The organism is Legionella rowbothamii (assembly GCF_900639985.1).
In the GTDB taxonomy this organism is placed as follows: domain Bacteria; phylum Pseudomonadota; class Gammaproteobacteria; order Legionellales; family Legionellaceae; genus Legionella; species Legionella rowbothamii.
The window spans coordinates 217,052-241,903 of record NZ_CAAAIM010000007.1; the positions used below are offsets into that span (position 1 = coordinate 217,052).

A 24,852-nucleotide genomic window follows, 5' to 3' on the forward strand; every position below is an offset into this window, starting at 1 on the left:
ATATAAAACCTTGAAAAAATCCTCGTTTATTCTGCCTAAAAACACATTAAATTACCAGTAATATATAATTTAATTAGAAATAGACAAAGAGGTAATATCCTTCTACACTTGCGTCTATTTAAAACAAGAGATAGAAAACTCATGAACATTAGTGTATTTGATTTATTTTCTATTGGCATTGGCCCATCAAGCTCGCATACGGTAGGCCCTATGCTTGCTGCGAATGCGTTTTTAGTTTTGCTGGAAAAAAAGCAATTAATCAATACTATTCAACGAGTTAAAATTGAACTCTATGGCTCACTCGCATTAACCGGAAAAGGGCATGGCACAGATAAAGCTATTTTAAATGGCTTAGAAAATAAATCCCCAGAAACCGTAGTACCTGAATCCATGGTACCTCGTATGCATGACATTCTTACCTCTCATACACTGAATCTAGCAGGCCAAAAAAACATTACATTTAATGAGAAAACTGATTTCCTATTTCTGCAAAAAGAGCTTTTACCCCTGCATACTAATGGCTTACGTTTTTCCGCTTTTGATGCTCAAGATAATTTATTGATTGCTCAAGTATATTATTCAATTGGTGGCGGGTTTATTACCACCGAAGAAGATTTTCATAAAGCTACTGAGGATGCAAATCCACCTCCCTACCCTTTTTCTACAGCGAGTGAATTATTAAAATTATGTGAAGACAATAAGTTAACCATTGCTGAACTCATGTTCCAAAATGAGCTGACTTGGCGTAACACAGAAGAAATTCATCAAGGAATTTTAGACATTGCCAAAGTAATGGATGAATGCATAGCGAATGGTTGTCAGCATGAAGGCATTTTGCCCGGCGGCCTCAACTTAAAAAGACGCGCCCCCGCACTTTACAAAAAATTAATGGAGCAACAAGGGGTTAAGAGTGTATTCGAAAATTCAGATATCATGAATCAACTTAATTTATATGCTATGGCAGTTAATGAAGAAAATGCTGCCGGTGGACGCATTGTTACCGCTCCAACTAATGGAGCAGCAGGTATTATTCCTGCCGTGTTAAAGTATTGCCAACAAGCGCATGATCGCATGAGTAATGAGGATATCTATATTTATTTTCTTACCGCAGCAGCCATTGGCATACTGTATAAGAAAGGAGCCTCTATTTCGGGGGCTGAAGTTGGATGTCAAGGTGAGGTAGGTGTTGCCTCTTCGATGGCAGCAGCAGGGCTTACTGCTGTGTTAGGTGGTAGTGTGGCTCAAGTTGAAAATGCGGCAGAAATTGCCATGGAGCATCATTTAGGCATGACCTGTGATCCAGTTTTAGGTTTGGTGCAGATACCTTGTATTGAGCGTAATGCCATGGGGTCGGTCAAAGCGGTGAATGCGACACGTATGGCTTTAATTGGAGATGGGCAACATCATATCTCACTGGATAAAGTAATAAAAACGATGAAACAAACTGGAATGGATATGCAAAGCATCTATAAAGAAACTTCTATGGGTGGTTTGGCTGTTAATTTGCCGGAATGTTAAGACTCAAACTCACAGCCCCTGCTATCTGATTTAGTAGCCGTTTAAAGAAAACCTGGTTGCTTGCAACCAGGCTAAGTAAACTCCATAAACCGAATTCCAGAGTCAAATCGCGGAATTCGAAATAAAAGTTTATACACTTAATGTGGATGCCTCAATTACTTCAGAGCCTAAACAGCTAATGTGCTCTGCATTTTGCATAATCGCACCATAAACCTTTTGCAAACGACACAAATGCCAACTTGGGAAAAAACCTATTCTTAAATGAGAACTTGTTGTTGCAGCTACTTCATTTTTTAAACTCGCATATAAAGCCTCGAAGCGATCTCCTTGCTTTCCATCCTGCAGATCTAATTCCGCAATCTTCTGTGTAAGGCGTGTAATTGAGTCCTTGCGATCTTGATGATGTGTTCCATGCTCCAAGTAAAGTGTGCATTCTTGTACAAGCTGATTTTTTAAAATCAGGTATTTCATGGTATCCAAACTTAATGGAGTATTAATACAATCCCTGTGGGCAATAAGCGATACCAGCTTGTCAGACTGATGAAGAATAGGAGTAAATGGAGTATGTGTACGAGAAGAACAATACCATCCAAAGCAATTAAACTCACGCGGTGTTCCTAGCTCATTCTGCTCTGTTTTAATGAGCTGTACCAATGAAGCATAGCGCTGCCCATTTTCATCACTACTAATTTGCTCTATTTTTTGTAAGAATTGAGCTAAGTCCTCATTGTCTCCGGTTGCAAACGACTTTACTACTTGTTCAATACGTTTTTTTAAGAGCAAATAATGGAATGTATCTGTAGTACCTTGTTCAATTTTCTTTTTGACCTCAGCTATTTTTTGCTCAAAAGCTATTTTTTGTTGTCTTAACTTTAAAATAAACTTGGCTGTACTTTGAGTAATGTAATCTGCAGTATCATAGTCCGAGGGAATTTTTTTATTCAGTGTGGTAAAAGTATTATCCAGTATTTTCTGCTGCTTTAAAAACTCACTCCACTTTTTTTCCCAAGAAAAAGTCATACTATTCCTTTCTTGAAAACACAGCTCTAATCTTTTGTCTGCCTCTTTATATTGCTGTAAAAGAGCACTTATATCCTGTTGAAGCAACTCATTTAATTTACCAGATCCTTGTTGTTTAAAAATCAACAATCTAGATCTATGAGCTTCAAGATTTCGTCTCATACTATCTATAGACTCATAAGCAGTAGTAGAAGCACCAAACGCCTGATTTTTTAATTCGCTCTCTACAATGATTTTTGCAGTGCCCTTTAACTGTCTCAACCACTCTAACTTATCGCCAATATGCTCATTTAATGACCTCTGCTCACTAATTTGATGAAGAGCATCTGTTTCCTTAGCACCTTCCATTTCATTTAGAACTAAGCATTCATTAAGATGAATAAGGTCCCGAATATTAATTCGTACCCAGGCTTTATAATAATCAATTTGCTCTTTGACTTTTTTCATAGCCAAACCTAGTTCATCCCACTGTTGAGCTACGTTATCCGCTATTGATATGTCTCTAAATTTCTTAAGTTGTAGCTCTTTAATTTGGGCAATTAGCCCACTAATCTTCTCTGCTTTCGTAACGAACTCAATTAGAGGACCGACGCGTACTGATATATTCTCACGGTTTGCTAACAATTCATTTATCACAATAAGCATCGGAGATACTTTCGCATAAATATCTTCCCAAAACTTCCCAATCAATATGTGTAGCTGTTTTTGAGCCTGATATTGTTTGGTCTCACCCGTATATCCGCCCAGATGCTCTACGATGGTTTCTTCTGTAATGTAGGGTGGTTCTATCTGAACAATGTCCAGTACTTCATTGAGCTCCAAGTCAAACTCGTTGATTGCTTGATATAAATTTGTGAAAGCCTCCTCATGGACTATCTCGGAATTGTTAACTTGCAGTAATAAGTTTTCTAATGATTGCAGTCTATCCTTGTAATTAAAACCAATAAAACGCTGATAATGCAAAAGTAAATTTTGTGCCTCATTAAAGCACTTTAATAAAGGATTAGCCGCGGCCTCCTCAAAAGATATATCACTAAGTTCTTGTAATCTTTTATTACATCGATCGCATGCTGCCTGTATTTTATCCTTATTCAATAAATCAAGATCAGACAATCCAAGCATAAATAATGCTTTTTTTATCGGTTGATTTGCAAACTCTGTCTTTATTAGTATTTGTCGATCAGACTCGAAAGTGGCCGCCTTTTTCCCACTTAGTTCCCAAGACCAAATAATTGCTCGAGTTGGATTAAATTTTGTATCTATAGTAAGAGGAGCTAAAAATAGGTTACAACACTCTAATGATTGAGGATCAGCTAATAAACCTTTTTCACCAAATAGCTTTGCTAATTGTAGATAAGCTGCTTTTTTTCTTGATAAATCTTCTGAATATACAGCCACTAAAGCCAAGCAAATACCTGCTTTATATGCTAATTTTTTGTCTACTTTACTCGTCGCATCGAGGAGTAAGGTCTCAGCATATTGCAGTAAGGCATCTGTATCCAAATGGGTAATTACCTCTTGGGTATTCAAGGTAATAAATTGGCTTATATTTTTATAATTATCCTCTAATCCCCCCTTCAGTGTCCCACTGAAGTAACTAAGGTAACCAAAATAGCTGCTGTAGCAATTGCTTTTTAAACTTGTGTTGAGATCGGGTAAGTCTTCAGGTTTTGCCCAGGGATTTTCTGCTTGTAACAAAATTGCCGCAATCAATGAATCATTCATTTTATTAAGCCTCAGAGTTTTTAAATACCAGGTCCATTGACATTCGAGCTCTGGAGTGAGTTATGGTTGGTTTGGCCCTCACGCCTCTAAGACGCAACCAGCTCTACGCACAATAAAAAATATATCATTCAGATGTATAAGGGTCAATCATAATGGCCATCTTAAGTCTGCTGTGTTTTTAAAGACCAGGCAACAGGCACATTACGGTTAAAAAAAGAATCGCTAATGGCATAATTAACTACTGCAGCAAGCTCATCATTGATGTAAAGCAAGGGAGTACGCTCGCGCTGCCATGGCGGTACATTCCATTCCTGGAATAACTTCTTCAATTGTTTGGTTTGGCCATGCAAGAAAAATGTTTCCCCTCCTTGTCGAAAGCGAATAGATATTTTAGCTTTTGGAGGCACTACTAGCCCCTGCTTAGCTGGCTCGGCGATCACACAAAAACCATCGATTCCCAACATTAGTGGAGAAGGAAATTCCACCCATTCGCTGTAATTGGGTAAACATGGTGTGTCTTTTTTATCTAAATAGAGATACTGGTGATAACGACGAACCACCACCCCATCCCAATTAATTTGTGGTATTGCATCAATTCGGGCAAAAATGAGCTCATCAATCATTCGATGTAATAAAGCAGTCGAGGGAGCTTGTATTTGCCTTTTCTTTAGCCACGTCCTGAGTACATTAACACTACGTGCAAAATCTAATTGGAGAAGTGGTGTGATGCATAAGGAATCGCTTGCAGAAGATAGTTCAGGACAATCCTGTAAGGCCAAAGCATCCAAATTACTTTTGGCCTGCTGGCAATGCAGCGCTGTGCGAGCAATATTTCCCCCGGCCCCTGGCCATTTGTCTGTGAGCAAAGGCAGGATTTTTTGGCGTAAATAATTACGCGAGTAACTAATGTCCTGATTACTTTCATCATCAATCCAAGACAATTGCTGATACTCTGCATACTCCTCCAGCTGAACACGAGAAGTATTTAGGAATGGTCTGGCTATAGCAGCTTTACCTAAAACTCCTAGTTCGGCCATTGCAGCCAAGCCATCAACTCCAGCACCACGTAATAATTGCAGAAGCACCGTTTCCGCCTGATCATCTTGGTGATGACCTAAAACCAAGCAGTCTTTTTCCGTTAATAAAGCAGAAAACACCGCATATCGAGCAACTCGCGCTCCTTCTTCAATATTTGCACTTCGGTCAAATTGAACTGTCTCGGAAATAAAGTTAATACCTAAATTACCGCAAAATTGTTCACAATGCTGCTGCCAAGATAAGGCATTAGAACTTATTCCATGATTAATATGCACCGCGAGTAATTTGGGGTATAGAAAAGAATGTGAAGCAAGTGCGTGTAACAGCACCGTTGAATCAAGCCCACCACTGAAGCCTATAACTAATTTTTCAAATTGATTAAGGCGAGCGAACCAATCGGTATTTAATAATTGGGTTGGACTACGATTCATTACTCTACCATTAAATAAATATGGGTTTGCTTATTGCGTCAGGATTTTTGTCACTTGATCTTCCAAGTTACTATACATCGGGCTGGGGAATTTCGTCATCGCACTCGCAATGACGAAATTTTTATTTAAATTTGCATACTTCTTAACTCACAGCCCCCATAGCCATAAATTTTTGGTACCTTTTTTCAATAAGCTTATCTACAGGCATTTTCTTTAGTGCTTGCAATTCAGTTACCAATATTTCTTTTAAACGTGCAGACATTTCATCTACATTGCGATGAGCGCCGCCTAGAGGCTCAGGAACTACCCCATCAACTAATAGATTTTCATTTATTTTATCTGCGGTAATTCGCATTGCCCGAGCAGCATCAGGGGCTTTTGCTGCATCTTTCCAAAGAATAGATGCACATCCCTCTGGAGAAATTACTGAGTAAATGCCGAATTGCAACATTAATACCTTATCACCAACCCCAATAGCTAAAGCACCACCAGAACCAGCCTCACCTGTAACGATACAAATAATAGGTGTTTTTAATCGTGACATTACAAATAAATTGCGTGCGATTGCTTCGGACTGGTTACGCTCTTCCGCACCAATTCCAGGATAAGCCCCCGCAGTATCGATAAAAGTAATCACCGGTAATTTGAATTTTTCAGCCATATGCATTAAACGCAATGCCTTTCTATATTCCTCCGGACGCGCCATACCAAAATTACGGTACACTTTTTCTTTAGTACGTTTTCCTTTTTGATGTCCAAGCACCATCACTGGCTCACCATTTAAGCGGGCTAACCCACCAATAATCGCAGGAGCAGCAGAGTGGCTACGATCACCATGTAACTCTTGGAAATCAGTAAAAATACGCTCAATATAATCAGTGGTTTGAGGGCGCAAAGGATGGCGAGCCATTTGGGCAATTTGCCAAGGCTCTAAGCCAGAAAAAACTTGTGCAGTTAATTCAGAACATTTAACCTCAAGGCGAGCGATTTCTTCGCTAAGGTTTACCTCATTGTCATTACCTACCATCCGTAGTGCTTCAATTTTCTGATTCAACTCTTCAATTGGTTGTTCAAAGTCCAAAAATTGTCGGCTCATTCAATACTCTTTGGTAAATTAAAATATCATGGTATATGATAACCTATAATTACTAATTGATGCCAGATTCGACAAAAATATGATTACTACAGGGTTTGCTGATTTAGATACGGATAATTGCATATTACATGAAAACCGAATTGACCTTTGGCAGTTTTCTTTAGCCGAAGACTTACCTAATGCAGCAGAAATATTAAATGAAGAAGAGCAAGCCCGTGCTGCCCGATTTTATTTCAGCAAACATCAACGGCGTTTTTCTACCGGACGAGTAACATTAAGGATTATTTTAGCTCGGTATTTGAACACCAGCCCTGAGCACTTAGAATTCACATATAACTATCATGGTAAACCTAAGGTAATCAACGCTGCACGATTACAGTTTAATCTTAGCCATACTGCTGATTTAGCGTTACTCGCAGTTGGAAAAGGCTTTCCCATGGGCATTGATGTTGAAAAATATTCTGCCCGTCCTTATGAAGGAATTGCAAGGAATTCCTTTTCCGATCAAGAGTTTGCAGAATTTAGTAAGGTTCCCCGCTCATTAAAGCCGGCCGTGTTCTTCCATATCTGGTCGCAAAAAGAAGCGTTTATTAAAGCCTGCGGATTAGGGCTTGCATACCCAACCAAAGATTTTAACGTTCCCACATCCATACCCACTCAGCAATTGGTAGATGACCCATTAAATAATATGACTTGGCAATTACGTTCATTCATGCCTGAGATAGGTTATAGTGCAGCTCTATGCTATCACCCCACAATTAGAGAAATCAGACATGGAATAATTCAGATACAACCCAATACTCCCACTCTAAGATTTTAATTGTATGATGCAATTTACTACGGCACAAAACACCTTATTGTCTATTTTAGGTGACGGCGCGTGTCATAGTGGTTCGGCCCTAGGGAAAGCTCTAGGTATTACCCGCTCTGCTATTTGGAAGCAGATTAATCAACTTATCGACTTTGGCATTCCCATTAAGAGTATACCGCAACAAGGCTACCAACTTCCGAATCCGCTCATTTTGTTAAATGAGCAACGCATTAGCGAGCATTTGCAAGCAAAACAACTTAACAGCTCGTTTAAAATGCATTTATTTACTTCCGTCGATTCTACGAATCGTTTTTTAAAAGACTTACCCCCTAGCAATCAACTGGAGCTATGTTGCGCGGAAGTTCAGACCCAAGGTAGAGGGCGTTTTGGAAGGCAATGGCACTCCCCTTTTGGCGAAAATATTTATTGCTCGAGTCGTTGGAATCTGAATTATGATCTAAGCAAACTTTCAGGTTTAAGCCTAATCACCAGCCTGGCCATATTAAATACCTTAAATGAGTTTCACTTAGCAACCGATGTAAAAATTAAATGGCCTAATGATATTTATTGGGCTGATAAGAAGCTATGTGGCAGTTTAATTGAAATTTTGGCTGAATCGAATGGCAACGCCCAAGTTATTATTGGCATTGGCTTGAATGTTAACACCGACACAGAAAAGCACTCTCTTCCTGATAAACCCTGGTGCTCCCTCTATGAAATGACCCAGCACTATTTTGACCGTAACCTATTAATTTCTGGGCTCATTAAAAATCTAGAACGTTACCTAAATAAATTTATTCAAACCGACTTAAATGCCTTTATGGAGGAGTGGAATCAATCCGATTACTTGGCAGGTAAGTACATTCACATTACTCAAGCACAGGGGGTTTTGGCCGGCAAAGCTTGTGGAATTAACTCTATGGGGCAACTGATACTCGAAGACGATTTTGGTATAAAGCATCTGCTTTCATCTGGAGACACTACGTTACAAAGAAGGGAATGAAGGAAAAAATAAGGTTCGTCCCGAGCATTTTTAGGTGCTCGGAACTGGATGACTGCGAGGAAATTGATTTATACCGTTGTTTCAGAATCGTCTGATTGTTTTTCTTGTTGTATACGTAAATAAATTTCTTCGCGGTGTACAGATACATCTTTTGGCGCATTAATACCCAAACGAACTTGGTTACCTTTTACACCTAAAACAGTAATATTAACGTCATCACCGATAATTAGTGTTTCGCCTATGCGACGAGTCAAAATTAACATAACAAAATCTCCCTAACAAAGTAGTCACTCGCTTCTCCATAGTACATCCATGGTTGTTCTTTGCAACTACAAGATAACTAAAAATAAAGCAATATTCAATTCACGGGTATTATTGTACACCTTTATTATTAACAAAGTATTAAGGAAAGCTTTAATCCATCTTACTTTATAAATGGAAAATTGGAATTTTTCAATAAATTCAAGAGCTAAACTCAGAACGAAACATAGGAAAAATTTTTTCAATTAAACAATAAACAAGTACAACAAGGCCTATCTGCAATAATATAACATAAAAGGGTATAAAGATGTCCATATTAAGCAGAATAACTAAAATAAAAAAAGAAGTATTCAAAACTAATTGCCCTAACAATATGATCGGAACAGTAATACCTGACTGTCTTAATCGTTGATAAGCATGTTTTCTATGTGGCGTTGACCATTTTTCTTTGCGAAGTATGCGACGGATCAATGTCAATGTAGCATCAAAAAGAAAGAGGCTATTTAACATAAACCAAAACAAAATTGGAATTTGAAATTTTTGCTGCCCAATAAGAGCAATACAAAAACTGATTAAACCTAATGTGGCACTTCCAACGTCCCCCATAAACAACTTGGCAGGTGGAAAATTAAACATCAAAAACCCAGCAAGCCCTGCAGCCAGAACCAAACAGAATCCTTGATAAAATGAAGCCCCATGCAATGCAAACAAAACAGCATAAGAACCGCACAAGAATAAAGCTTGAGAGGCACAAAAACCGTCAAGACCGTCCATAAAATTAAAATGATTAATTGACCAAAGAACGAGTAGGAAAATCAAAGGAATGATGAGGAAAGAGTAGGAAATTGAAAAAAAGCCAAAATCCAATTGCACTGGTTTCATAAACCATGCAACAAGAGCAGCTGCAACGCATTGAACGAGAAAGCGTGGCTTTACTGGCAAATTAAATAAATCATCCCCAAAACTCAAAGCCGCAATCATCAGAATGCTCAGCATAAAAATCAATTGCTCATGAAATGGAGTGTGGGTTAAATAGCAAAGAACCGGCATTGATATGAGAGACAACCCAATAAATATTATCCCCCCTCCTCTAACCGTAGGTTTAGAATGCATGGAGCGGTTATTAGGCTTGTCCATTAAGCGAGTATCCTGAGCCATACGGCAGAATAACTGCGTTAAAATTATTGAACACGCTAAAAAAAAGATACTAAGAGCCAAATTCACATTGATACCATTTCACAGTTTCTCTTAACCCCTCAGTAGCAGTTACTGGAGGAACCCAATTCAATTGCGATTTTATTTTATTGTTACTTACTTCTAACGAGCCAAACAAGCGCCTATTAATATTTTTCTTACCGCACAAAGCAAATGAAAACGACATTAAACTCACGGGAACAGGCAGTAATCTAGAGGCCTTGCCCATTTCTTTACCTATAGTGCTCATCATTTGGGTTAGTGATAGTGAGTCATCATCGGCCACTAAGTAGGTTTGGTTGGCAGCATTAGGATGAGTGACTACCGTACACAAAGCGGAAACCAAATTCTCAATATAAACTAAGCTACGGCTATTTTTTACTCGGCCAAAAGGCAACGGTAGTCCTTTACGTACCAAGTGTAACATTTTCAAAAAATTGGCCTTAACTTCAGGACCATAAATAAGCGGGGGTCTAATAATGACAACTTCTAAGCCAGTATTTTGACTAATGGCTTGCAAATATTGTTCTGCATACAACTTGCTTTGTCCATATGGATCGTCAGGTTGAGCAATACTCTCCTCAGTAAAGGGGGTATTTTTTAAGGTGAACTCACCATTTACTTTAATAGAGCTCAAAAAAACAAACCGTTTCACATGGTGTTGAGCAGCCTGATTTGCAAGGTTTCTTGTGGCAATGCTATTAATTTTGCAATAGTCATCCCTCGCTGAGGCAGATGTTTCTTTCATTACATGCACCCGAGCCGCAAGATGAATTACCACATCAATATCGACAAGTGCTTCACTCCAATCCGGATCATCTTCTAATTTATTAACGACAACTTGTTCGGTCTTCAGCCAATCCACTTTTTTGGATACAGCGCAACGTACTTTATGCCCAGCAGAAATAAGCGCTGGTACTAAACGTTTGCCCACAAAGCCAGTAGCTCCAGTAACTAATATCTTAGACATAATTTACCCTAACCATAAATTAATGGACTTAACCGCAACCGCACACTCTATACCACCCTCATAAATAATTACAAGAAAAATAACAATAATTTTTCATCATACAGCAGTCGCAAAACGCCCTAATTTAGGGATATACTTACCAGTATCATTTTTAAATTTGGAATTTTGCATGTCCTTGAAGGCCATGTATAACGAAATCGCTGAGAATTATGCCACTGCTAATCGCTTTGGAGCAATTAGCAAGAGTCATCAAGTAGCCATAGAACAGATGCAGAAATTTTATCTGGGGATGAAACCTCATTATAAAGTTCTTGATCTAGGGGTTGGTGATGGTGCATTTTTAAAAAAACTACAACATGCCATGCCGTTAGCAGAATTTACCGGCATTGATGTTTCTTCAGAAATGTTGCGACGTGCCAAAGAAATACTGCCTTTAGTTACCATTGAATGCAGTGCCGCGCATGCAAGTAAATTCTTGCCCGCACACAGTCAGGATTTAATTTTAGCTCATTTTATTAATGCCTATATACCCATTAATATTTTGTTTAATGAAGCTAAAATGCTAGCCCGGGCAAATGGTCACTTTTCAATGATCACCACAACCTATGATTCATTTCCTATAGCACAACAACAATTAGCAGAGTTTATCTCACAAGATTCAATTTTAAGCAGTGTAGTTGGCCATTATTATAAATCGATCGTAAAAAATACCACTGTGGCAGCGAATAATGATGAATTAATGTTAGCCTTTAAAGAGCACCAATTTCAAGTTATTGATCATCAGCGCTTGGAAATTCCTATTACATTGAATAATATTGATGAACTGGCTCTTTTCGGCATTGAGGGAACCTGGTTTCTGAATAGTTTATCCATTCGTATGTTGCCTAAAAACTTTCTCCTGCAGCGACTTAAACGCCTTTTTAGTAAAATATTCACTTTTCCTTATCATGATACCCACATAATAGATGTAGTTCTCGCAAAGAAGTGATAATCTGGATTTAGTACGTGTTCACAAGGTATGTACATTTTGTCATTGCATGCCTTAACGAAACAATCCATTTATGATGATTACTCTTTCTGGATTGCTTCACTTCATTCGCAATGACGATGTCAGCTGGGCTGTTCAGTTGACCTCATTAGATGAACACTTACAAAGGATGACGTAACCTTATTGCTGTACATGATTAATTATCAATGATGAGGTGGGAAATGATTTCTCAAGAAGTAAAAGACTGCTTACCTGAATTAGATCTGCGACAGAAGCAAACCAATAATATCGTTTTTATTACCTTCTGGAGCCAATTCTCTGTTTATGCATTAAATACCATTTTAATTCTATTTCTGACTCGCCCTCTACTGTCTAAAGGACTAGGTTATAGCCAAGCCAAAGCTTACGCCTTTATTGGGGTTGCCCATGCCGCAGGTTATTTAATGCCAATGTTAGGTGGGTATATGGCAGATACAGTTGTTGGGGTAAGACGCTCGATACTTCTTGGTAGCGTAATGCTAGCCTTTGCTTACTTGCTCATGATGCTTAGTGGCTATACGGTAAACACCTTGGGCGATCAATTATTTATTGCCGCTTATGCTTTTATTCCAGCAACAAACTCATTATTAATGGGCACCTCCTCCAGTATGGTTTCTCATATTTATGCAGATAATGCCATCAAGGCAAAATCTGCAATGACTTATTATTACATTGCTATTAACGTAGGAGCTCTACTCGCTACATTAATCGCACCTGCTTTACTAGAAAGCCGTTTTGGTCCTCTTTCTATTCTGACCATTGCCTTTATAGGAAAATCCATTGCGGCGTTAAACTTCGCCAATCGCTATTTTATTTATGATAATGTGGTTTGGGGAAAAGATTTATGTAAATTATCGCGCTCCGGAATACTTCGCCTTATCGCCTATATTGTAGTTATATACCTGCTAACCCTCTATGCGTTTTCGCATGTTTATATCGCCAGCACGTTAATTGCGGTAGGTAGTAGCATGGGTATATTGTGGTTTTTGAAAAAGACTATCCGTCTTAGTGGCCCCACCCGTGATAAACAGATGATTGCTATTTTACTGGTTGTTGAGGCTATCGTATTTTTTGTTATTTATAACCAAATGAATAGCACGCTCATTCTTTTTGCCCAAAATAATTCAGACCATAATTTATGGGGCATCACTGTTTCACCTGCTCATTACCAAATATTAAATCCCCTTTTAATTTTGGCAATCGGGAGCCAACTTCCCCGTTTCTATAAGATGGTCCCCCGATTTACAATTCCCTACCAATTTGCAGCCGGTGTTTTTCTTGCAGGACTTGCCTTATTAGTCATGACATTTTCAGCGCATAGAGCAGTAGATGGAATAGTAAATGGTAATTATATAGCCCTAACCTACATTTTAATTTCCATTGCCGAATTATGGGTCAGTGCTATTGGTTTAAGTATGATTGGTTTGTATTGCGATCAAAAATCCATCGCCTTTGCTATGGGGGTTTGGTATCTAGCCAGCTCCCTTGCTCATGCCATATCTGGCCGGCTGGCAGGTTGGGTGGCAATCCCGGTAACAATTAATTCACCGGGGGAAAGTTTGCCCTATTATAAGGATTATTACCTTACTTTAGGAGTCAGCGCCATCGTATTAAGTAGCTTTATGTATCTGGCGGCTTATTGTTTACAAAAATTAATGAAAAAACGAGGAATTATTTTAGCGTAGGTTATTTATTACATTAAGAGCATTAAAGACCCGGATAATTCATATTATGTGTAAACTCCGTCATTGTGACGAAGCAACCCAGGAGTTCAAAGCATAGAGCGCTGGGTTGCTTCACTTCATTCGCAATGACGGCGGTTTATCATACAAATAAATTAAAGTACGATTCAAGTTTTTATAATTCTAAACCTAAATTATCCCGTTTAAATACCCTGTCCGCACGATAACTGGAGCGAACTAATGGCCCTGAAGCCACTTCAAAAAAGCCTTTTTGCAAGCCGATTTGTCTTAACTCAGCAAAGGTTTCTGGTGTAACATATCGTTCAATAGGAAGGTGATTCTTCGTTGGTTGCAAGTATTGTCCTAAAGTCAAAATATCTACATTATGAGCCCGTAAATCATCCATCGTTTGGATAATTTCTTCATCCGTCTCTCCTAATCCCAGCATCAAACTGGTTTTAGTCAAAACATCAGGGCGATAGCGTTTAGCAAAAGACAACACATTTAACGTTTGCAAGTAGCCTGCTCGATTGTCACGCACAGGATGAGTTAAACGCTCGACTGTTTCTACGTTTTGCGCAAATACATCTACCCCACTATCCAACAATATTGCAACATCACGTTCAACACCTTGAAAATCAGGGGTTAAAGCCTCTACTTTAGTTTTAGGAGAACGGCGTTTAATCGCCTGAATTGTTTTTGCATAATGATTTGCACCACCATCTACTAAATCATCTCGGTTTACTGAAGTTAAAACGACATAATCCAAGTCCATTAAAACGACGGTATTAGCTGTATTTTCTGGCTCTTCAGCATCAAGCCAACCATGGGGGTTTCCGGTATCAACCGAGCAAAAACGGCAGGCGCGTGTGCACACAGCCCCCATTAACATAATGGTTGCCGTACCATGCGACCAGCATTCAGAGATATTAGGACATTTAGCTTCTTCACAAACCGTGGCCAAACGATGCCTTTGCACCTGTTCTTTTACCTGATTATATGCAGGAGTGGTTTGATTAACGATACGTAACCATTTTGGTTTAGGCATGCGCTCATGGACATGCCCTGTGGATTTTACTCCATCTTTAATTGCGGTAATACCATTAGAGGTTTTGTATTTATGTCCGCTTTCAACAACTACGGGAATATCAATGAGCTTACTCATGTTACCACCTGAAAAACAAAGAATAATGATGATCCCAAATCATTAGTTCAAGATCAAGTCAAATTTATAAAACGTCCGCAAACAGCCAATATAAGCACTGTAAATACCGACAAAGTTAAATTAGCTAAAAGCAACGGATACGCGATCAAGCACGCAGCAATAGCTAAAATAAATAGCAATCCTATAGGAGCTAAACGTGCCTGCAGTGTGGCAAAACGTTTGACTTTAAACAATGTTAAATAAAAAATCAGTATAATCACTAGAGGCAGTATGTATAAGGCCTGATACAATAATTGATAAAATCCTGCTTGCACGAAGGATATATGCTGGTTATTTAACCATTGTTCAAAGATATAAGACCAATTCATCACACAAGTTTGCTGATAAACGGTGACCATAAATCCGAATAGAAATGCCAATGACAATAACCAATAACGATTCGATTGCTTTTTATAAAACTGTACAACAAAGTACACTGCCGCAGCACCTAAAATAAGGGCAGGTCCACGTAACCATGGAAGTAACTCATAAAAACTACTGGTATGCGCTTGTTGCCAATAATGGGTAATTGCCACTGCACCAATAAATAATAAGCTCGAAGTAATACGTGTTTTATGATTCTCGCTTAAAAACAAAAACGCTAAAAAGCCTGCGAAACAGAAAAATGCGCAAGGCGAAAAAGCATCGGTAATCGCAATAGTTACGATGTAACTAAATGTCGAAGGGTGCTCAACCATTCCTGAGTCAAATTTATTGGCATTAGCCCAATGACGCAAAGTATCTATTGTTGCAGGAGTCAAAGTTCCGTCTTTTTCTATTTGTTGTTTACAATAATTAATGGCGTGCAACAGATCTTTACCTGTGGTTTCAGCTGAAGCAAAACCTAGCCAACGGGAATCACAAAAATAGATTGAAGGAACAGCAAAATCATCCATATGTTGTTCACTTAATAATTGATTAAAACGAATTAACGCATTTTTATCTTCATTGATGATATTACGTTGAACATGCAAGTAAGGAGATGTCTTAGTGAGCGAGCTAAAAAATTCATCCGCCTTATGACAATGAGGGCAGGTAGAGGAAAGAAATAATTCTACCCTAAGCGTTATCTTCTTATCCGCATCCTGTGTATACCAGGATGGCGCCCCACCCTCTGCCCATAAATTAAAGCTCAATAAAAGGAATACCCAAAATAATCTAAATGCTGTTTTCATAAGATGCAAACTGACATTGAAAACAATACTATAGCACTCATCGTTATCCTGTTAATAGGTATGAATGTAATTTTCTAAGTGCTCTATAATTCGTGATTTATCTTCCAGTAGGTGATAAAGCAAGTCACCAATCGATACAATGGCTATAAAATCCTGTTGCTCATCATCACGAATTAAAATGTGTCTTCGTTTCGTAGTAGTCATGGCTTGCATCGCCTTTTCTACTTCATCATTAGAACTCAGAATAGTCACATTTTTATAAACAACATCTCCAACCTTCCCTGTATCCAAATTAACGCACTTATGTAAACAAGAACGAACAATATCACGTTCACTTACTATGCCAATTAACTTTTTCTCATCATCCACCACAACTAAAGCACCAATATCCAACGAGTTCATCAAATCAATGCATTTCCTTATTGATTCATCAGGACGGATGTAAGTAATTTCGCGTCGAGGCACAGGCAAGACACTGTGAATTAAGTCAGCCATTTTTTTCTCCATAAGATATTAAAATACACCGCTATTGTATAAATATAGTACAGAGATGCGTTTTTGAGATATTATCTATGGGTGATTTTTACTCAGCGTCTTGATATGGCACTGCTTGACTAGAGTGTTCCTTAGGTATGCAAACCCTTGATTAGACTACACTCAATCAAGGGTGATGAAATTTAGGGACGAACAATAATACGGTTTTCCACAGACTGAACTCCGGGAACTTGGCGCGCAATTAATTCTGCTGTATCACTTTGGCGAATCTTTTTCACATATCCTGACAAAATCACCACATTTTGCCGTGTTTCAACACGGATCGGTGCTACAGCTAGTTCATCATTACGCATTAATGCCTCTTGTACTGATTGGGTCAAATTTCCTTGAGGAGCAGGAGCGAATGAAGGATTAGTAAAGGGAGCACCAAATAAAGATGCTGGTTTACCCGGATTAGACTGACAGCCTACCAGTCCGCACAAAAAGCCAGCTATTATAACTTTAAAAATACAGTTTCGCATAAAAATCTCCAATAAAATTAAGTGCACTACTAAAAGCCAGCATATGTCTTCTTTTAGGTATAAACCAAAGAAACTGCTATACTTTTTTTATTAAACAACTTGCCTTGAGACCGACACCATGAAAAAAATGGCAAAGGCTGTTCCTGATAAAAAAAAACAATTGGTACCTGCAACTAAAGAGCAACAAGCTACACTAAGTGCTACAGAGTGTAAAGACTGTGATCCCCCCGAAACAGAGGATTTTTTTGATTTTATCGATAAAAACTACCAAGCTAACTTAGCCAAAATTACCGCAGGAATTAGCCCCGCTTCTGTTGGTGTCTCCTATTTTTCCTGGATATCACAACTCATGCAAGCACCCGGCACAATGATGAAGTTAGGGTTTTATCCAGCAACGAGTTTTTCCGTCCATGTGAATAACCTATTAAATCATGAGAAACCTGCTGATGGTCTCGACGTGCGTTTTCATACCGATAATTGGAGTTATTATCCATGGCGCCTGTGGGCCGAACAATTTTTGCAAATTGAAGAATGGGGGTTAAAAGCAGCTACAGAAATTCCAGGACTTCATGTGCCGGTAAAGAGGATGATATCGTTCATTACTCGGCAAATCCTGGATGCCCTATCCCCCTCGAATTTTGTATTAAGTAATCCAGACTTACTTCAGGAAACAATTCGTTCGAGGGGCACAAACCTAGTTCGTGGAACTGAATTAGCACTACAGGATCTTATGGAAAAATTGACAGGAGCCCCTCCTGCAGGAGTAGAAAATTTTATTCCTGGAAAACAAGTAGCAATTACCAAAGGCAAAATAGTATTTAAAAATCATTTAATTGAACTAATCCAGTATGAAGCCCAAACAAGTCATGTTTATAAAGAACCTATATTGATGCTTCCCGCTTGGATCATGAAATACTATATTCTGGATTTATTACCTAAAAACTCTTTAATTAATTGGCTTACCCAGCAAGGACATACGGTTTTTATTGTATCTTGGAAAAATCCAGATTCGCAAGACCGCAATATTGGTCTTGAAGATTATTACAGTCTAGGAGCTATGGCAGCTATTGATGCGATATCTAATATCATACCTCATACTAAAATTCATTTAATGGGTTATTGTCTTGGGGGTACCTTAGCCATGATTACTGCCGCAGCAATGGCTAAAAATAATGACTTACGTCTAAAATCATTATCCTTACTTGCCGCACAAGGTGATTTCACTGAAGCAGGTGAATTATTATTGTTCATCACGCGCAGCGAAGTGTCTTTCTTAAAAAGTATGATGTGGGATCAAGGATATTTAGATACTAAACAGATGTCCGGTACATTCCAGATGTTACGTTCATACGATCTGATTTGGTCGAAAATGGTTCAAGACTACATGCATGGCACCCAAAGAGGTATGATTGCTTTGCTGGCCTGGAACGCTGATGCAACCCGTATGCCTTATAAAATGCATAGTGAATATTTAGAGAAATTATTCCTTAATAACGATTTTGCTGAAGGACGGTTTACCATTGGGGGAAAATACATTGTTGCTGAAAACATTCAGACGCCGGCGTTTGTAGTTAGTACCGAAAACGATCACGTCGCCCCTTGGAAATCTGTTTATAAGACGCATTTAATGATTAATGGTGATATTACATTTGTGCTCACCAATGGTGGACATAACGCAGGTATTATCAGTGAACCCGGTCACGAGGGTCGAAGTTACTTAATTCATGAACATAAACGAAACGATTCTTATATTGGTCCAACCCTATGGCAGGAAGAGGCAGAAAAAAAATCAGGTTCTTGGTGGATCGCCTGGCATGAATGGCTTGTTAAACAATCAAGCCCTACTATGGTAAAAGCACCCACTCTGGATAAAAAATTACCCGATGCTCCAGGTGCCTATGTTTTACAAAAATAAAAACGCAATTGAGGTCTAAAAATGGATAAAGACTATTATAAAATAATGGGATTAAGCCAAGATGCAACTGAAAAAGACATTAAACTAGCCTACCGCAGACTGGCACGTAAATATCATCCAGATCTCAGCAAAGAATCGGATGCAGAAGAGCGCTTTAAAGAAATGGGCGAGGCTTATGAAGTCCTAAAAGATCCAGTGAAACGAGCCGAATACGATAATTATCTAAAAAACCGCGAATTTCATTCTAATGCCCAGCAACAATCAGGCTGGCATACTGAACGCTCAGGCCCCTATCAAAGCCATGGCACTCAATTTAATGATGATTTCTTTGAATCATTATTTGGCCATTCCCGGTATCAGCAACAACCAATGACTGGACAAGATTATCAAGGAAAAATAAATATTAGTCTGGAAGAGGCCTTTAATGGAACGACACGAACCATTGAAGTTCCCTCCACACAAGAAGGTCCTAAAGCAACCCAGACCTTGAAAGTAAAAATCCCTCAAGGGGTTAAATCCGGCCAACAGATTCGTGTGGCAGGGCAAGGTGCTCCTGGAATTCAGGGTGGTCCACCTGGAGATATTTATCTAACAATTGAAATCGATAAACATCCAATTTTTGATCTAATGGACAATGATATTTACCTAACCTTACCCATTACCCCCTGGGAAGCAGCCTTAGGTGCAACAGTAACTGTGCCTACGTTAGCTGGAAAAATTGATTTAAAAATTCCTCCTGGTTCCCAAGGAGGACAAAAATTAAGGTTAAAAAATCGTGGGCTTCCAGGCGCCAAGCCCGGTAACCAATATGTACTATTAAAGATTATTACTCCACCAGCAACTACAGAAGCGGCAACGGAGCTTTATAAAAAAATGGCGGAAGTGATGCCTTATAATCCTCGTGATAAGATGGGGGTCTAAACATGGACAAAAATGATATTTTAGTTGGCATAATTATTGAAGAAACCAAAACCTTTACTTATACCGAGGTATGTCATAAGTACAATATACCGAAACAACTATTAAGTGAGATGATGGAGCATGGATTATTTGCCAATACCTCTACAGAGCTTGAGCAACTGAAAATCAATCAAAGGGAATTACATAAAATTGAATCAGCCTTTCGTTTGCATCGAGATTTAGGTATTAATTTACCGGGTGTGGTACTGGCAATTGAACTGATTGAAAAAATAGAGAAATTAAATGATGAGTTAGATATTCTACGAAAACATTTTTGAGTATTTATATTACATAAAGCCTGGTTTCTTGCCACAAATAACACTTGTTTAAGATTTTTTTGCTCAGAATCATCACGAATTAAGTGCCATAAGTACAAGAAATCAGTACTTCCTGAACACGTAAAATTTTTCGATAGAATTACACCCCTAATTTATTACGATGGATTTTGGGCTTTTTCTGGAGAAGTCTCTAGATGGAGCGCCAACTGTTCTTGTAGTGTAATCAAAGTGGTAGCATTGCTATAGGAGCTCGAAGGAGCAACACGAAAAGAGTTAATTAAGTACTTAGATCTGTCTATCTCTTGGCAATCATTTTCAATACCTTTTATCATTGACATCCCCCCACTCCGCTAGAGCATTCAATGCCAGATCGCTTTCATGCCCTGCGATTTTCTTTTCTTCCTTTTTTAAGGGGGAGATACCAGATTGAAAACAGTTTTATTTACTTACGAGAAGAAGCTTAGGAGCAACAGGTTACTCCGGTTCATTTACTTCTAAAATTATTCTCTAATATATTGCTCCTTATTGAAATAAAGTAATACAATAAAATTTACGAATACCTTAACTAAACAAGCTAAATTATGCGCCCAGTATTTATTATTTTAATTATTGCCTTAGTTGTGCTCCAACATAAACTTTGGCTCGGAGATGGAAACTTAATCCAATGGGTGGCTTTGCAAAAAAAATTAACAGACCATGAACAGGAAAATGATAAACTAGTCGTGCGTAATAGAGCTCTGGAAGCAGATATTAAAGAACTCAAAAGTGGTGACCAAGCTTTAGAAGAACAAGCCCGCCATGAATTAGGCATGATTAAACAAAATGAAGTGTATTATCAGTTTGTTGATTGAGCATCTTTTAATGATTTTGTAGGTTGGGTCCATGGCCCAACGCATGGTATTGTTCCACACAGAAACTCAATATTGGGCCATGGCTCTAACCTACACCGCCAACAATTCCAAGTCCTCTGGCGGCTTTCTATCCCAAAGACTCAAAACAAAACCACCCCCGCCAGAACCCGTAGGCTTCACCGCCAATGCTCCCAACGAAGTCAACCAATTCATATGCTGTTGCAGACTCTCACTGACCAAACCCCATTGCATAAAACAATCGGCAGCTTTGTTTATTGCCTTTACTAAATCACTAGTTACCTCAGACCCGCCTTGCTCTAATGCAGTTTTAGCATCCTCAACTGATTCGGCCATTTGTAAATCAAGCTGTTTTGCTAATCCAGGCTCGTTTTCCCACAAATGTTGCACCTGCTGAATACAATGAGAAGTAATACCAATTTGATTGCATGACGATAAAAAAAACTGAGGTTGTGTTGTTTGTCGCAAAGGAGTAGCTTCTCCTGCTTTAAAATAAACCCCACCTTCTGCAGCCACACCTGCAACATCTAAACCACTACTTTTACCATGAAATAAATGTTCTAACTCTTTGGCAAAAGCATTACACTCTTCCTGCGCTAGCATTTGCTGTGCGGAAAACCACCGGCTCATTGCCACACAAAGAGCAGCAGAAGCCCCCATCCCACCACCTACTGGAATAGTACTGTTTAAAAGAAAATGTCCGCCGAGTTGATTAAAAGAGTGTCCTAACAACTTTAGCCCATGCTCTAACACACTCCAAAACAATAGATGCATATCTGGACCACTACTACCTAGATAATCTGCACTTAACGAGGGTACATTAGCAGAATAGCTAAAAATTAACCTTCTTTCTTTAATAGGAAAAACCAAGGCCGCATGCCCACGAACTACCGCATGTTCGCCTACTAAAATCCATTTACCATACGTTGTTGTTTCAAAATCATATAACTTCATAATTACCTACCAGATAACCCCGCTTAAATTCACGTGCCATTTCCATTTGATCAGGTCTATACAATAAATGAATATTTGGTCCAGCATCCATAGTTACGATAGGCCCATCGCCTTTGTTATCCCACAATTGCTGCAAATCATTCAGTACATCTAGACTATTTGATGATATATAAGAAAAAGGTTGGGCGCAGGTATTAAATAATTGATGCATATCTTGAAACTCGCGCCAGCAAATCTGGTAAGCACTTTCCCAGTCGTTTGTCATAAATGCATTAAGTAGTAGCTTTAAATTCTCTTCTGCCCGATCAGCACGGGTTGCGTAAAGCTCGCTACTTTTGACAAGCTTATGCGCCTCGCTCGATGACACCGCTTTTTGCTCCGCACTGATAACTACAACCTGATGTATTAACTCAGGATATGGCAACTCTATTGGTTTTACCGCATTATCATTCTGCCATAAGACCCAAGGACTATGGAATGAGCGGCAAGAAGAACCAGAGCCTAAACGACTTAGCGAAGCTTGCTCTTCTACTGCAAGTAGTTCTTTCTGAGTTAATTCAGTCAAGGCATATATAGCACATCGAGTAAGTGCTGCAAAACTTGAAGCAGAACTGGCCATACCGCTGCTGTGAGGAAAGTTATTACAAGACTGTACTAAAAAACTCCCTTCATAACCAAAATGTTTTTTTATCCGCGCTAAATGATTTAAAAACTTCTTTTCACCTAATTCAGATAATGCGAATTTAGCCTGACCAGGCACAACTAAAGGTTCCCATACATCATGCGGAGAATTAATTTGTTCAAGCTTTACGGTGCTTAATAGATTATTTAGGGTATAAGACAGTGAGGCGTTATCTGGGTTATTTGAACTCTCATCTTTCTTCCCCATATATTTTATTAACGCAATATTAGCAGGGGCATGAGCCAGCCAATGCATAATGGATCTCCTTGGAATTAACTCCAGTTATAACTGTTGTGATCGAATAAATGAGAAAGACACCCTATGAGCCATAATCATAGAGTGTCTTAGCAATGAAGGAACTAATTCTAAACCTGAGATGTGATTTAAAAAAGACTTCATATTGTTCGTAATTTTGAATTAGCCAATTGCGCAGTAGGCGTATTAGGATAAGCCCTTACTACTTGTTGCAGATATTTTTGTGCTTCGGCTTTATTACCCATTTCAGCGTAGGCATACCCTACTTTCAACATACTTGCAGCAGATTTACTAGAAGTAGGAAACTGCTTTAATACGACATCAAAATGCTCAATTGCTTTTGCATAATCTTTTTTAACTAAATACAACTCCCCTAACCAATACTGTGCATTGGAGGTATAACCACCACGAGGATATTTTTGTACAAAAGTATTCATTGAACCTAAAGCATCGTCATAACGCTTATTCTTAATTAATTCATAAGCTGCTAAATAGCTGATTTGCTCATCAGCTGGATTTGCTCTGGAAACCGGAGTAACCACTGGTTCTGACGTAGATGCTGTTTTTGCCACATGATTTGACTGTGCCGCAGGACTACTGGCTCGTGATCCAGGCTCTTTAGAACCAACGGAAAGATCCATTGCAGGCTTATCTGTAGCTAGTTTTGCTGAGGCGGAAGCACCACCACTTAAGCGAGAATCTAAATCTTTATAAAAGGCAACCTGTTGTTGCTGTAATAATTTTAAATCATGAGCTTGAATTTCTAACTGTCCACGAAGCTCTTGGACTTCTTTTTGTAAGGTCTGAATTTTATCAATTAATGAGGCACTGTCAGCGACATTAGAACTACTCGGGCCACTCACTTGATCATCTTTGGCAAGTGCTGGACCATCATCCCCTTGATATGCATCAGAAGGATAATCGTTTTGAGCCACATCCATTGGCGGATCATCATAATATCGAGAATCGGCAACAGCCGCTTCATGCGCCTGTCGCCCATCCATCATTGCAAAATTATCACTATCATCAACTACAGGTGCACCTGACCAACAGGTCAAAGGAAGAATTAACGAAAAACCCGCAGCGATAATGTGTCTTTTGCAATTAATCATCTTGTTGCCTCATAAGTAAATTCTACACGTCGGTTTTGTGCATGTGACTCAGCATCATGTCCTAAGTTAATTGGACGCTCTTTTCCATAGCTCACTACACGCATTTGATGTCTGCTTACACCAGCCATACGTAAAATATCTGCTACAGTATTTGCACGGTGCTCACCTAAAGCTACGTTATATTCACGGCTACCACGCTCGTCAGTATGACCTGCGATTAATACACGGGCACCAGAATGTGACTTCAAGTATTCAGCCTGAGCATTTACAGATGGCAGGTACTTCGGATTTAAAGCACTGTCATCGTAAGAGAATAAATATAATTGGTTATGAGGTGCTTGAGTAGTATAAGACTCACCTGGCTCTTGACCAGCAAAACGAGTAAATTGGCCTAGACCTTGAGCACTAGCACCAGCATCACTCACACCAGCTCCAGCCATTCCTGGTGCCTTAGAACAAGCTGCCACCAATAAAACACTCGCTGCAAGCAGACCTAATTTACAAATTGATCCGGCTTTCATCCTCAATCTCCTTTATTCTTCTTATTAATAAAAATTCACGAAATCCCAACATGGGCTCTTGAGGCGACATTGTACAATTCTTTTTTTTTTTTTGCTATAAGAGCGGTAAGAAATAGATCAGTAATTCCCTACCCT

Annotated in this window: 24 protein-coding genes; 9 read left to right on the top strand and 15 right to left on the bottom strand. The window is 38.9% G+C overall.

Annotated elements, in window-relative coordinates:
• The first annotated feature begins 141 nt into the window (after positions 1 to 141).
• Complete coding sequence (locus tag E1P08_RS12800) at positions 142 to 1,518, top strand: L-serine ammonia-lyase (protein WP_133137401.1); 1,377 nt, start codon at positions 142 to 144, stop codon at positions 1,516 to 1,518.
• A 129-nt stretch (positions 1,519 to 1,647) separates the two neighbouring features.
• Here E1P08_RS12800 and E1P08_RS12805 read toward each other — a convergent pair whose 3' ends face one another.
• From E1P08_RS12805 to E1P08_RS12815, 3 genes are all read right to left on the bottom strand, one after another.
• Complete coding sequence (locus E1P08_RS12805) at positions 1,648 to 4,263, bottom strand: hypothetical protein (protein WP_133137402.1); 2,616 nt, start codon at positions 4,261 to 4,263, stop codon at positions 1,648 to 1,650.
• Positions 4,264 to 4,424: 161 nt separating this feature from the next.
• Positions 4,425 to 5,732: a tRNA lysidine(34) synthetase TilS gene (gene tilS / locus E1P08_RS12810; RefSeq protein WP_133137403.1), complete on the bottom strand. Its 1,308-nt coding sequence runs from the start codon at positions 5,730 to 5,732 to the stop codon at positions 4,425 to 4,427.
• Between the two features lie 142 nt (positions 5,733 to 5,874).
• Positions 5,875 to 6,828 (bottom strand): acetyl-CoA carboxylase carboxyltransferase subunit alpha, encoded by a 954-nt coding sequence (locus E1P08_RS12815; RefSeq protein ID WP_133137404.1) that lies wholly within the window; start codon positions 6,826 to 6,828, stop codon positions 5,875 to 5,877.
• A gap of 79 nt (positions 6,829 to 6,907) precedes the next feature.
• Between E1P08_RS12815 and E1P08_RS12820 the strand changes: the two genes are divergently transcribed.
• Together E1P08_RS12820 and E1P08_RS12825 are read left to right on the top strand one after the other, a co-directional pair.
• Positions 6,908 to 7,648, top strand: coding sequence for a 4'-phosphopantetheinyl transferase family protein (locus E1P08_RS12820; RefSeq protein ID WP_133137405.1), 741 nt, complete (start codon positions 6,908 to 6,910; stop codon positions 7,646 to 7,648).
• A gap of 4 nt (positions 7,649 to 7,652) precedes the next feature.
• Positions 7,653 to 8,642 (top strand): biotin--[acetyl-CoA-carboxylase] ligase, encoded by a 990-nt coding sequence (locus tag E1P08_RS12825; protein ID WP_207387369.1) that lies wholly within the window; start codon positions 7,653 to 7,655, stop codon positions 8,640 to 8,642.
• Positions 8,643 to 8,710: 68 nt separating this feature from the next.
• Here the strand turns inward: E1P08_RS12825 and csrA are convergent, their stop codons facing one another.
• The 3 genes from csrA to E1P08_RS12840 form a co-directional block, all read right to left on the bottom strand.
• Positions 8,711 to 8,905 carry a carbon storage regulator CsrA gene (gene csrA, locus E1P08_RS12830; RefSeq protein WP_006869248.1) on the bottom strand — a complete coding sequence of 65 codons (195 nt, stop codon included), beginning with the start codon at positions 8,903 to 8,905 and terminating at the stop codon, positions 8,711 to 8,713.
• A gap of 199 nt (positions 8,906 to 9,104) precedes the next feature.
• Complete coding sequence (locus E1P08_RS12835) at positions 9,105 to 10,127, bottom strand: MraY family glycosyltransferase (RefSeq protein WP_133137406.1); 1,023 nt, start codon at positions 10,125 to 10,127, stop codon at positions 9,105 to 9,107.
• Positions 10,111 to 11,067 carry a UDP-glucose 4-epimerase family protein gene (locus E1P08_RS12840; protein ID WP_133137407.1) on the bottom strand — a complete coding sequence of 319 codons (957 nt, stop codon included), beginning with the start codon at positions 11,065 to 11,067 and terminating at the stop codon, positions 10,111 to 10,113. The genes E1P08_RS12835 and E1P08_RS12840 overlap by 17 nt, the downstream gene beginning before the upstream one ends.
• 169 nt (positions 11,068 to 11,236) lie before the next feature.
• Here E1P08_RS12840 and E1P08_RS12845 point away from each other — a divergent pair, with 169 nt between their 5' ends.
• Entirely contained in the window at positions 11,237 to 12,055 is an 819-nt protein-coding gene (locus E1P08_RS12845; RefSeq protein ID WP_133137408.1) for a class I SAM-dependent methyltransferase, read from the top strand.
• Positions 12,056 to 12,276: 221 nt separating this feature from the next.
• A complete protein-coding gene (locus E1P08_RS12850) occupies positions 12,277 to 13,779 on the top strand; it encodes a peptide MFS transporter (RefSeq protein WP_133137409.1) in 1,503 nt (500 codons plus the stop codon).
• A gap of 172 nt (positions 13,780 to 13,951) precedes the next feature.
• Here the strand turns inward: E1P08_RS12850 and lipA are convergent, their stop codons facing one another.
• From lipA to E1P08_RS12870, 4 genes are all read right to left on the bottom strand, one after another.
• Entirely contained in the window at positions 13,952 to 14,941 is a 990-nt protein-coding gene (gene lipA, locus E1P08_RS12855) for a lipoyl synthase (RefSeq protein WP_133137410.1), read from the bottom strand.
• A 53-nt stretch (positions 14,942 to 14,994) separates the two neighbouring features.
• The gene (locus tag E1P08_RS12860; protein ID WP_133137411.1) at positions 14,995 to 16,155 is read right to left on the bottom strand and encodes a hypothetical protein; all 1,161 of its coding nucleotides are present in this window, start codon (positions 16,153 to 16,155) and stop codon (positions 14,995 to 14,997) included.
• Positions 16,156 to 16,206: 51 nt separating this feature from the next.
• Positions 16,207 to 16,650, bottom strand: a complete 444-nt coding sequence (locus E1P08_RS12865; protein WP_133137412.1) for a CBS domain-containing protein — start codon at positions 16,648 to 16,650, stop codon at positions 16,207 to 16,209.
• Positions 16,651 to 16,832: 182 nt separating this feature from the next.
• On the bottom strand, positions 16,833 to 17,171 hold the full coding sequence (locus E1P08_RS12870) for a BON domain-containing protein (protein ID WP_133137413.1): 339 nt from the start codon (positions 17,169 to 17,171) through the stop codon (positions 16,833 to 16,835).
• Between the two features lie 118 nt (positions 17,172 to 17,289).
• Between E1P08_RS12870 and E1P08_RS12875 the strand changes: the two genes are divergently transcribed.
• From E1P08_RS12875 to E1P08_RS12885, 3 genes are read left to right on the top strand one after another with little or no spacing between them, the layout of a single operon-like run.
• Entirely contained in the window at positions 17,290 to 19,086 is a 1,797-nt protein-coding gene (locus tag E1P08_RS12875; RefSeq protein ID WP_133137414.1) for a PHA/PHB synthase family protein, read from the top strand.
• Positions 19,087 to 19,107: 21 nt separating this feature from the next.
• Positions 19,108 to 20,007 carry a DnaJ C-terminal domain-containing protein gene (locus E1P08_RS12880; RefSeq protein WP_133137415.1) on the top strand — a complete coding sequence of 300 codons (900 nt, stop codon included), beginning with the start codon at positions 19,108 to 19,110 and terminating at the stop codon, positions 20,005 to 20,007.
• 2 nt (positions 20,008 to 20,009) lie between these two features.
• On the top strand, positions 20,010 to 20,324 hold the full coding sequence (locus E1P08_RS12885) for a chaperone modulator CbpM (RefSeq protein ID WP_133137416.1): 315 nt from the start codon (positions 20,010 to 20,012) through the stop codon (positions 20,322 to 20,324).
• A 155-nt stretch (positions 20,325 to 20,479) separates the two neighbouring features.
• Here the strand turns inward: E1P08_RS12885 and E1P08_RS12890 are convergent, their stop codons facing one another.
• Entirely contained in the window at positions 20,480 to 20,662 is a 183-nt protein-coding gene (locus E1P08_RS12890; RefSeq protein ID WP_133137417.1) for a hypothetical protein, read from the bottom strand.
• Between the two features lie 243 nt (positions 20,663 to 20,905).
• Here E1P08_RS12890 and ftsB point away from each other — a divergent pair, with 243 nt between their 5' ends.
• Complete coding sequence (gene ftsB, locus E1P08_RS12895) at positions 20,906 to 21,175, top strand: cell division protein FtsB (protein ID WP_133137418.1); 270 nt, start codon at positions 20,906 to 20,908, stop codon at positions 21,173 to 21,175.
• 90 nt (positions 21,176 to 21,265) lie between these two features.
• Here the strand turns inward: ftsB and E1P08_RS12900 are convergent, their stop codons facing one another.
• The 4 genes from E1P08_RS12900 to pal form a co-directional block, all read right to left on the bottom strand.
• Positions 21,266 to 22,147, bottom strand: a complete 882-nt coding sequence (locus E1P08_RS12900; protein WP_133137419.1) for a mevalonate kinase family protein — start codon at positions 22,145 to 22,147, stop codon at positions 21,266 to 21,268.
• Positions 22,134 to 23,084 (bottom strand): GHMP family kinase ATP-binding protein, encoded by a 951-nt coding sequence (locus E1P08_RS12905; protein ID WP_133137420.1) that lies wholly within the window; start codon positions 23,082 to 23,084, stop codon positions 22,134 to 22,136. Before E1P08_RS12905 ends, E1P08_RS12900 begins: the two co-directional genes overlap by 14 nt.
• Before the next feature lie 140 nt (positions 23,085 to 23,224).
• Positions 23,225 to 24,196, bottom strand: a complete 972-nt coding sequence (gene ybgF, locus E1P08_RS12910) for a tol-pal system protein YbgF (RefSeq protein ID WP_133137421.1) — start codon at positions 24,194 to 24,196, stop codon at positions 23,225 to 23,227.
• Positions 24,193 to 24,717: a peptidoglycan-associated lipoprotein Pal gene (gene pal / locus E1P08_RS12915; protein ID WP_133137422.1), complete on the bottom strand. Its 525-nt coding sequence runs from the start codon at positions 24,715 to 24,717 to the stop codon at positions 24,193 to 24,195. Before pal ends, ybgF begins: the two co-directional genes overlap by 4 nt.
• Positions 24,718 to 24,852: the final 135 nt, after the last annotated feature.

Excerpts from the sequence above, each read along its gene's own strand:
- E1P08_RS12800 (WP_133137401.1), top strand. The coding sequence starts at position 142 with ATGAACATTAGTGTATTTGATTTATTTTCTATTGGCATTGGCCCATCA.
- E1P08_RS12805 (WP_133137402.1), bottom strand. The coding sequence starts at position 4,263 with ATGAATGATTCATTGATTGCGGCAATTTTGTTACAAGCAGAAAATCCC.
- tilS (WP_133137403.1), bottom strand. The coding sequence starts at position 5,732 with ATGAATCGTAGTCCAACCCAATTATTAAATACCGATTGGTTCGCTCGC.
- E1P08_RS12815 (WP_133137404.1), bottom strand. The coding sequence starts at position 6,828 with ATGAGCCGACAATTTTTGGACTTTGAACAACCAATTGAAGAGTTGAAT.
- E1P08_RS12820 (WP_133137405.1), top strand. The coding sequence starts at position 6,908 with ATGATTACTACAGGGTTTGCTGATTTAGATACGGATAATTGCATATTA.
- E1P08_RS12825 (WP_207387369.1), top strand. The coding sequence starts at position 7,653 with ATGATGCAATTTACTACGGCACAAAACACCTTATTGTCTATTTTAGGT.
- csrA (WP_006869248.1), bottom strand. The coding sequence starts at position 8,905 with ATGTTAATTTTGACTCGTCGCATAGGCGAAACACTAATTATCGGTGAT.
- E1P08_RS12840 (WP_133137407.1), bottom strand. The coding sequence starts at position 11,067 with ATGTCTAAGATATTAGTTACTGGAGCTACTGGCTTTGTGGGCAAACGT.
- E1P08_RS12845 (WP_133137408.1), top strand. The coding sequence starts at position 11,237 with ATGTCCTTGAAGGCCATGTATAACGAAATCGCTGAGAATTATGCCACT.
- E1P08_RS12850 (WP_133137409.1), top strand. The coding sequence starts at position 12,277 with ATGATTTCTCAAGAAGTAAAAGACTGCTTACCTGAATTAGATCTGCGA.
- lipA (WP_133137410.1), bottom strand. The coding sequence starts at position 14,941 with ATGAGTAAGCTCATTGATATTCCCGTAGTTGTTGAAAGCGGACATAAA.
- E1P08_RS12860 (WP_133137411.1), bottom strand. The coding sequence starts at position 16,155 with ATGAAAACAGCATTTAGATTATTTTGGGTATTCCTTTTATTGAGCTTT.
- E1P08_RS12865 (WP_133137412.1), bottom strand. The coding sequence starts at position 16,650 with ATGGCTGACTTAATTCACAGTGTCTTGCCTGTGCCTCGACGCGAAATT.
- E1P08_RS12870 (WP_133137413.1), bottom strand. The coding sequence starts at position 17,171 with ATGCGAAACTGTATTTTTAAAGTTATAATAGCTGGCTTTTTGTGCGGA.
- E1P08_RS12875 (WP_133137414.1), top strand. The coding sequence starts at position 17,290 with ATGAAAAAAATGGCAAAGGCTGTTCCTGATAAAAAAAAACAATTGGTA.
- E1P08_RS12880 (WP_133137415.1), top strand. The coding sequence starts at position 19,108 with ATGGATAAAGACTATTATAAAATAATGGGATTAAGCCAAGATGCAACT.
- E1P08_RS12885 (WP_133137416.1), top strand. The coding sequence starts at position 20,010 with ATGGACAAAAATGATATTTTAGTTGGCATAATTATTGAAGAAACCAAA.
- E1P08_RS12890 (WP_133137417.1), bottom strand. The coding sequence starts at position 20,662 with ATGTCAATGATAAAAGGTATTGAAAATGATTGCCAAGAGATAGACAGA.
- ftsB (WP_133137418.1), top strand. The coding sequence starts at position 20,906 with ATGCGCCCAGTATTTATTATTTTAATTATTGCCTTAGTTGTGCTCCAA.
- E1P08_RS12900 (WP_133137419.1), bottom strand. The coding sequence starts at position 22,147 with ATGAAGTTATATGATTTTGAAACAACAACGTATGGTAAATGGATTTTA.
- E1P08_RS12905 (WP_133137420.1), bottom strand. The coding sequence starts at position 23,084 with ATGCATTGGCTGGCTCATGCCCCTGCTAATATTGCGTTAATAAAATAT.
- ybgF (WP_133137421.1), bottom strand. The coding sequence starts at position 24,196 with ATGATTAATTGCAAAAGACACATTATCGCTGCGGGTTTTTCGTTAATT.
- pal (WP_133137422.1), bottom strand. The coding sequence starts at position 24,717 with ATGAAAGCCGGATCAATTTGTAAATTAGGTCTGCTTGCAGCGAGTGTT.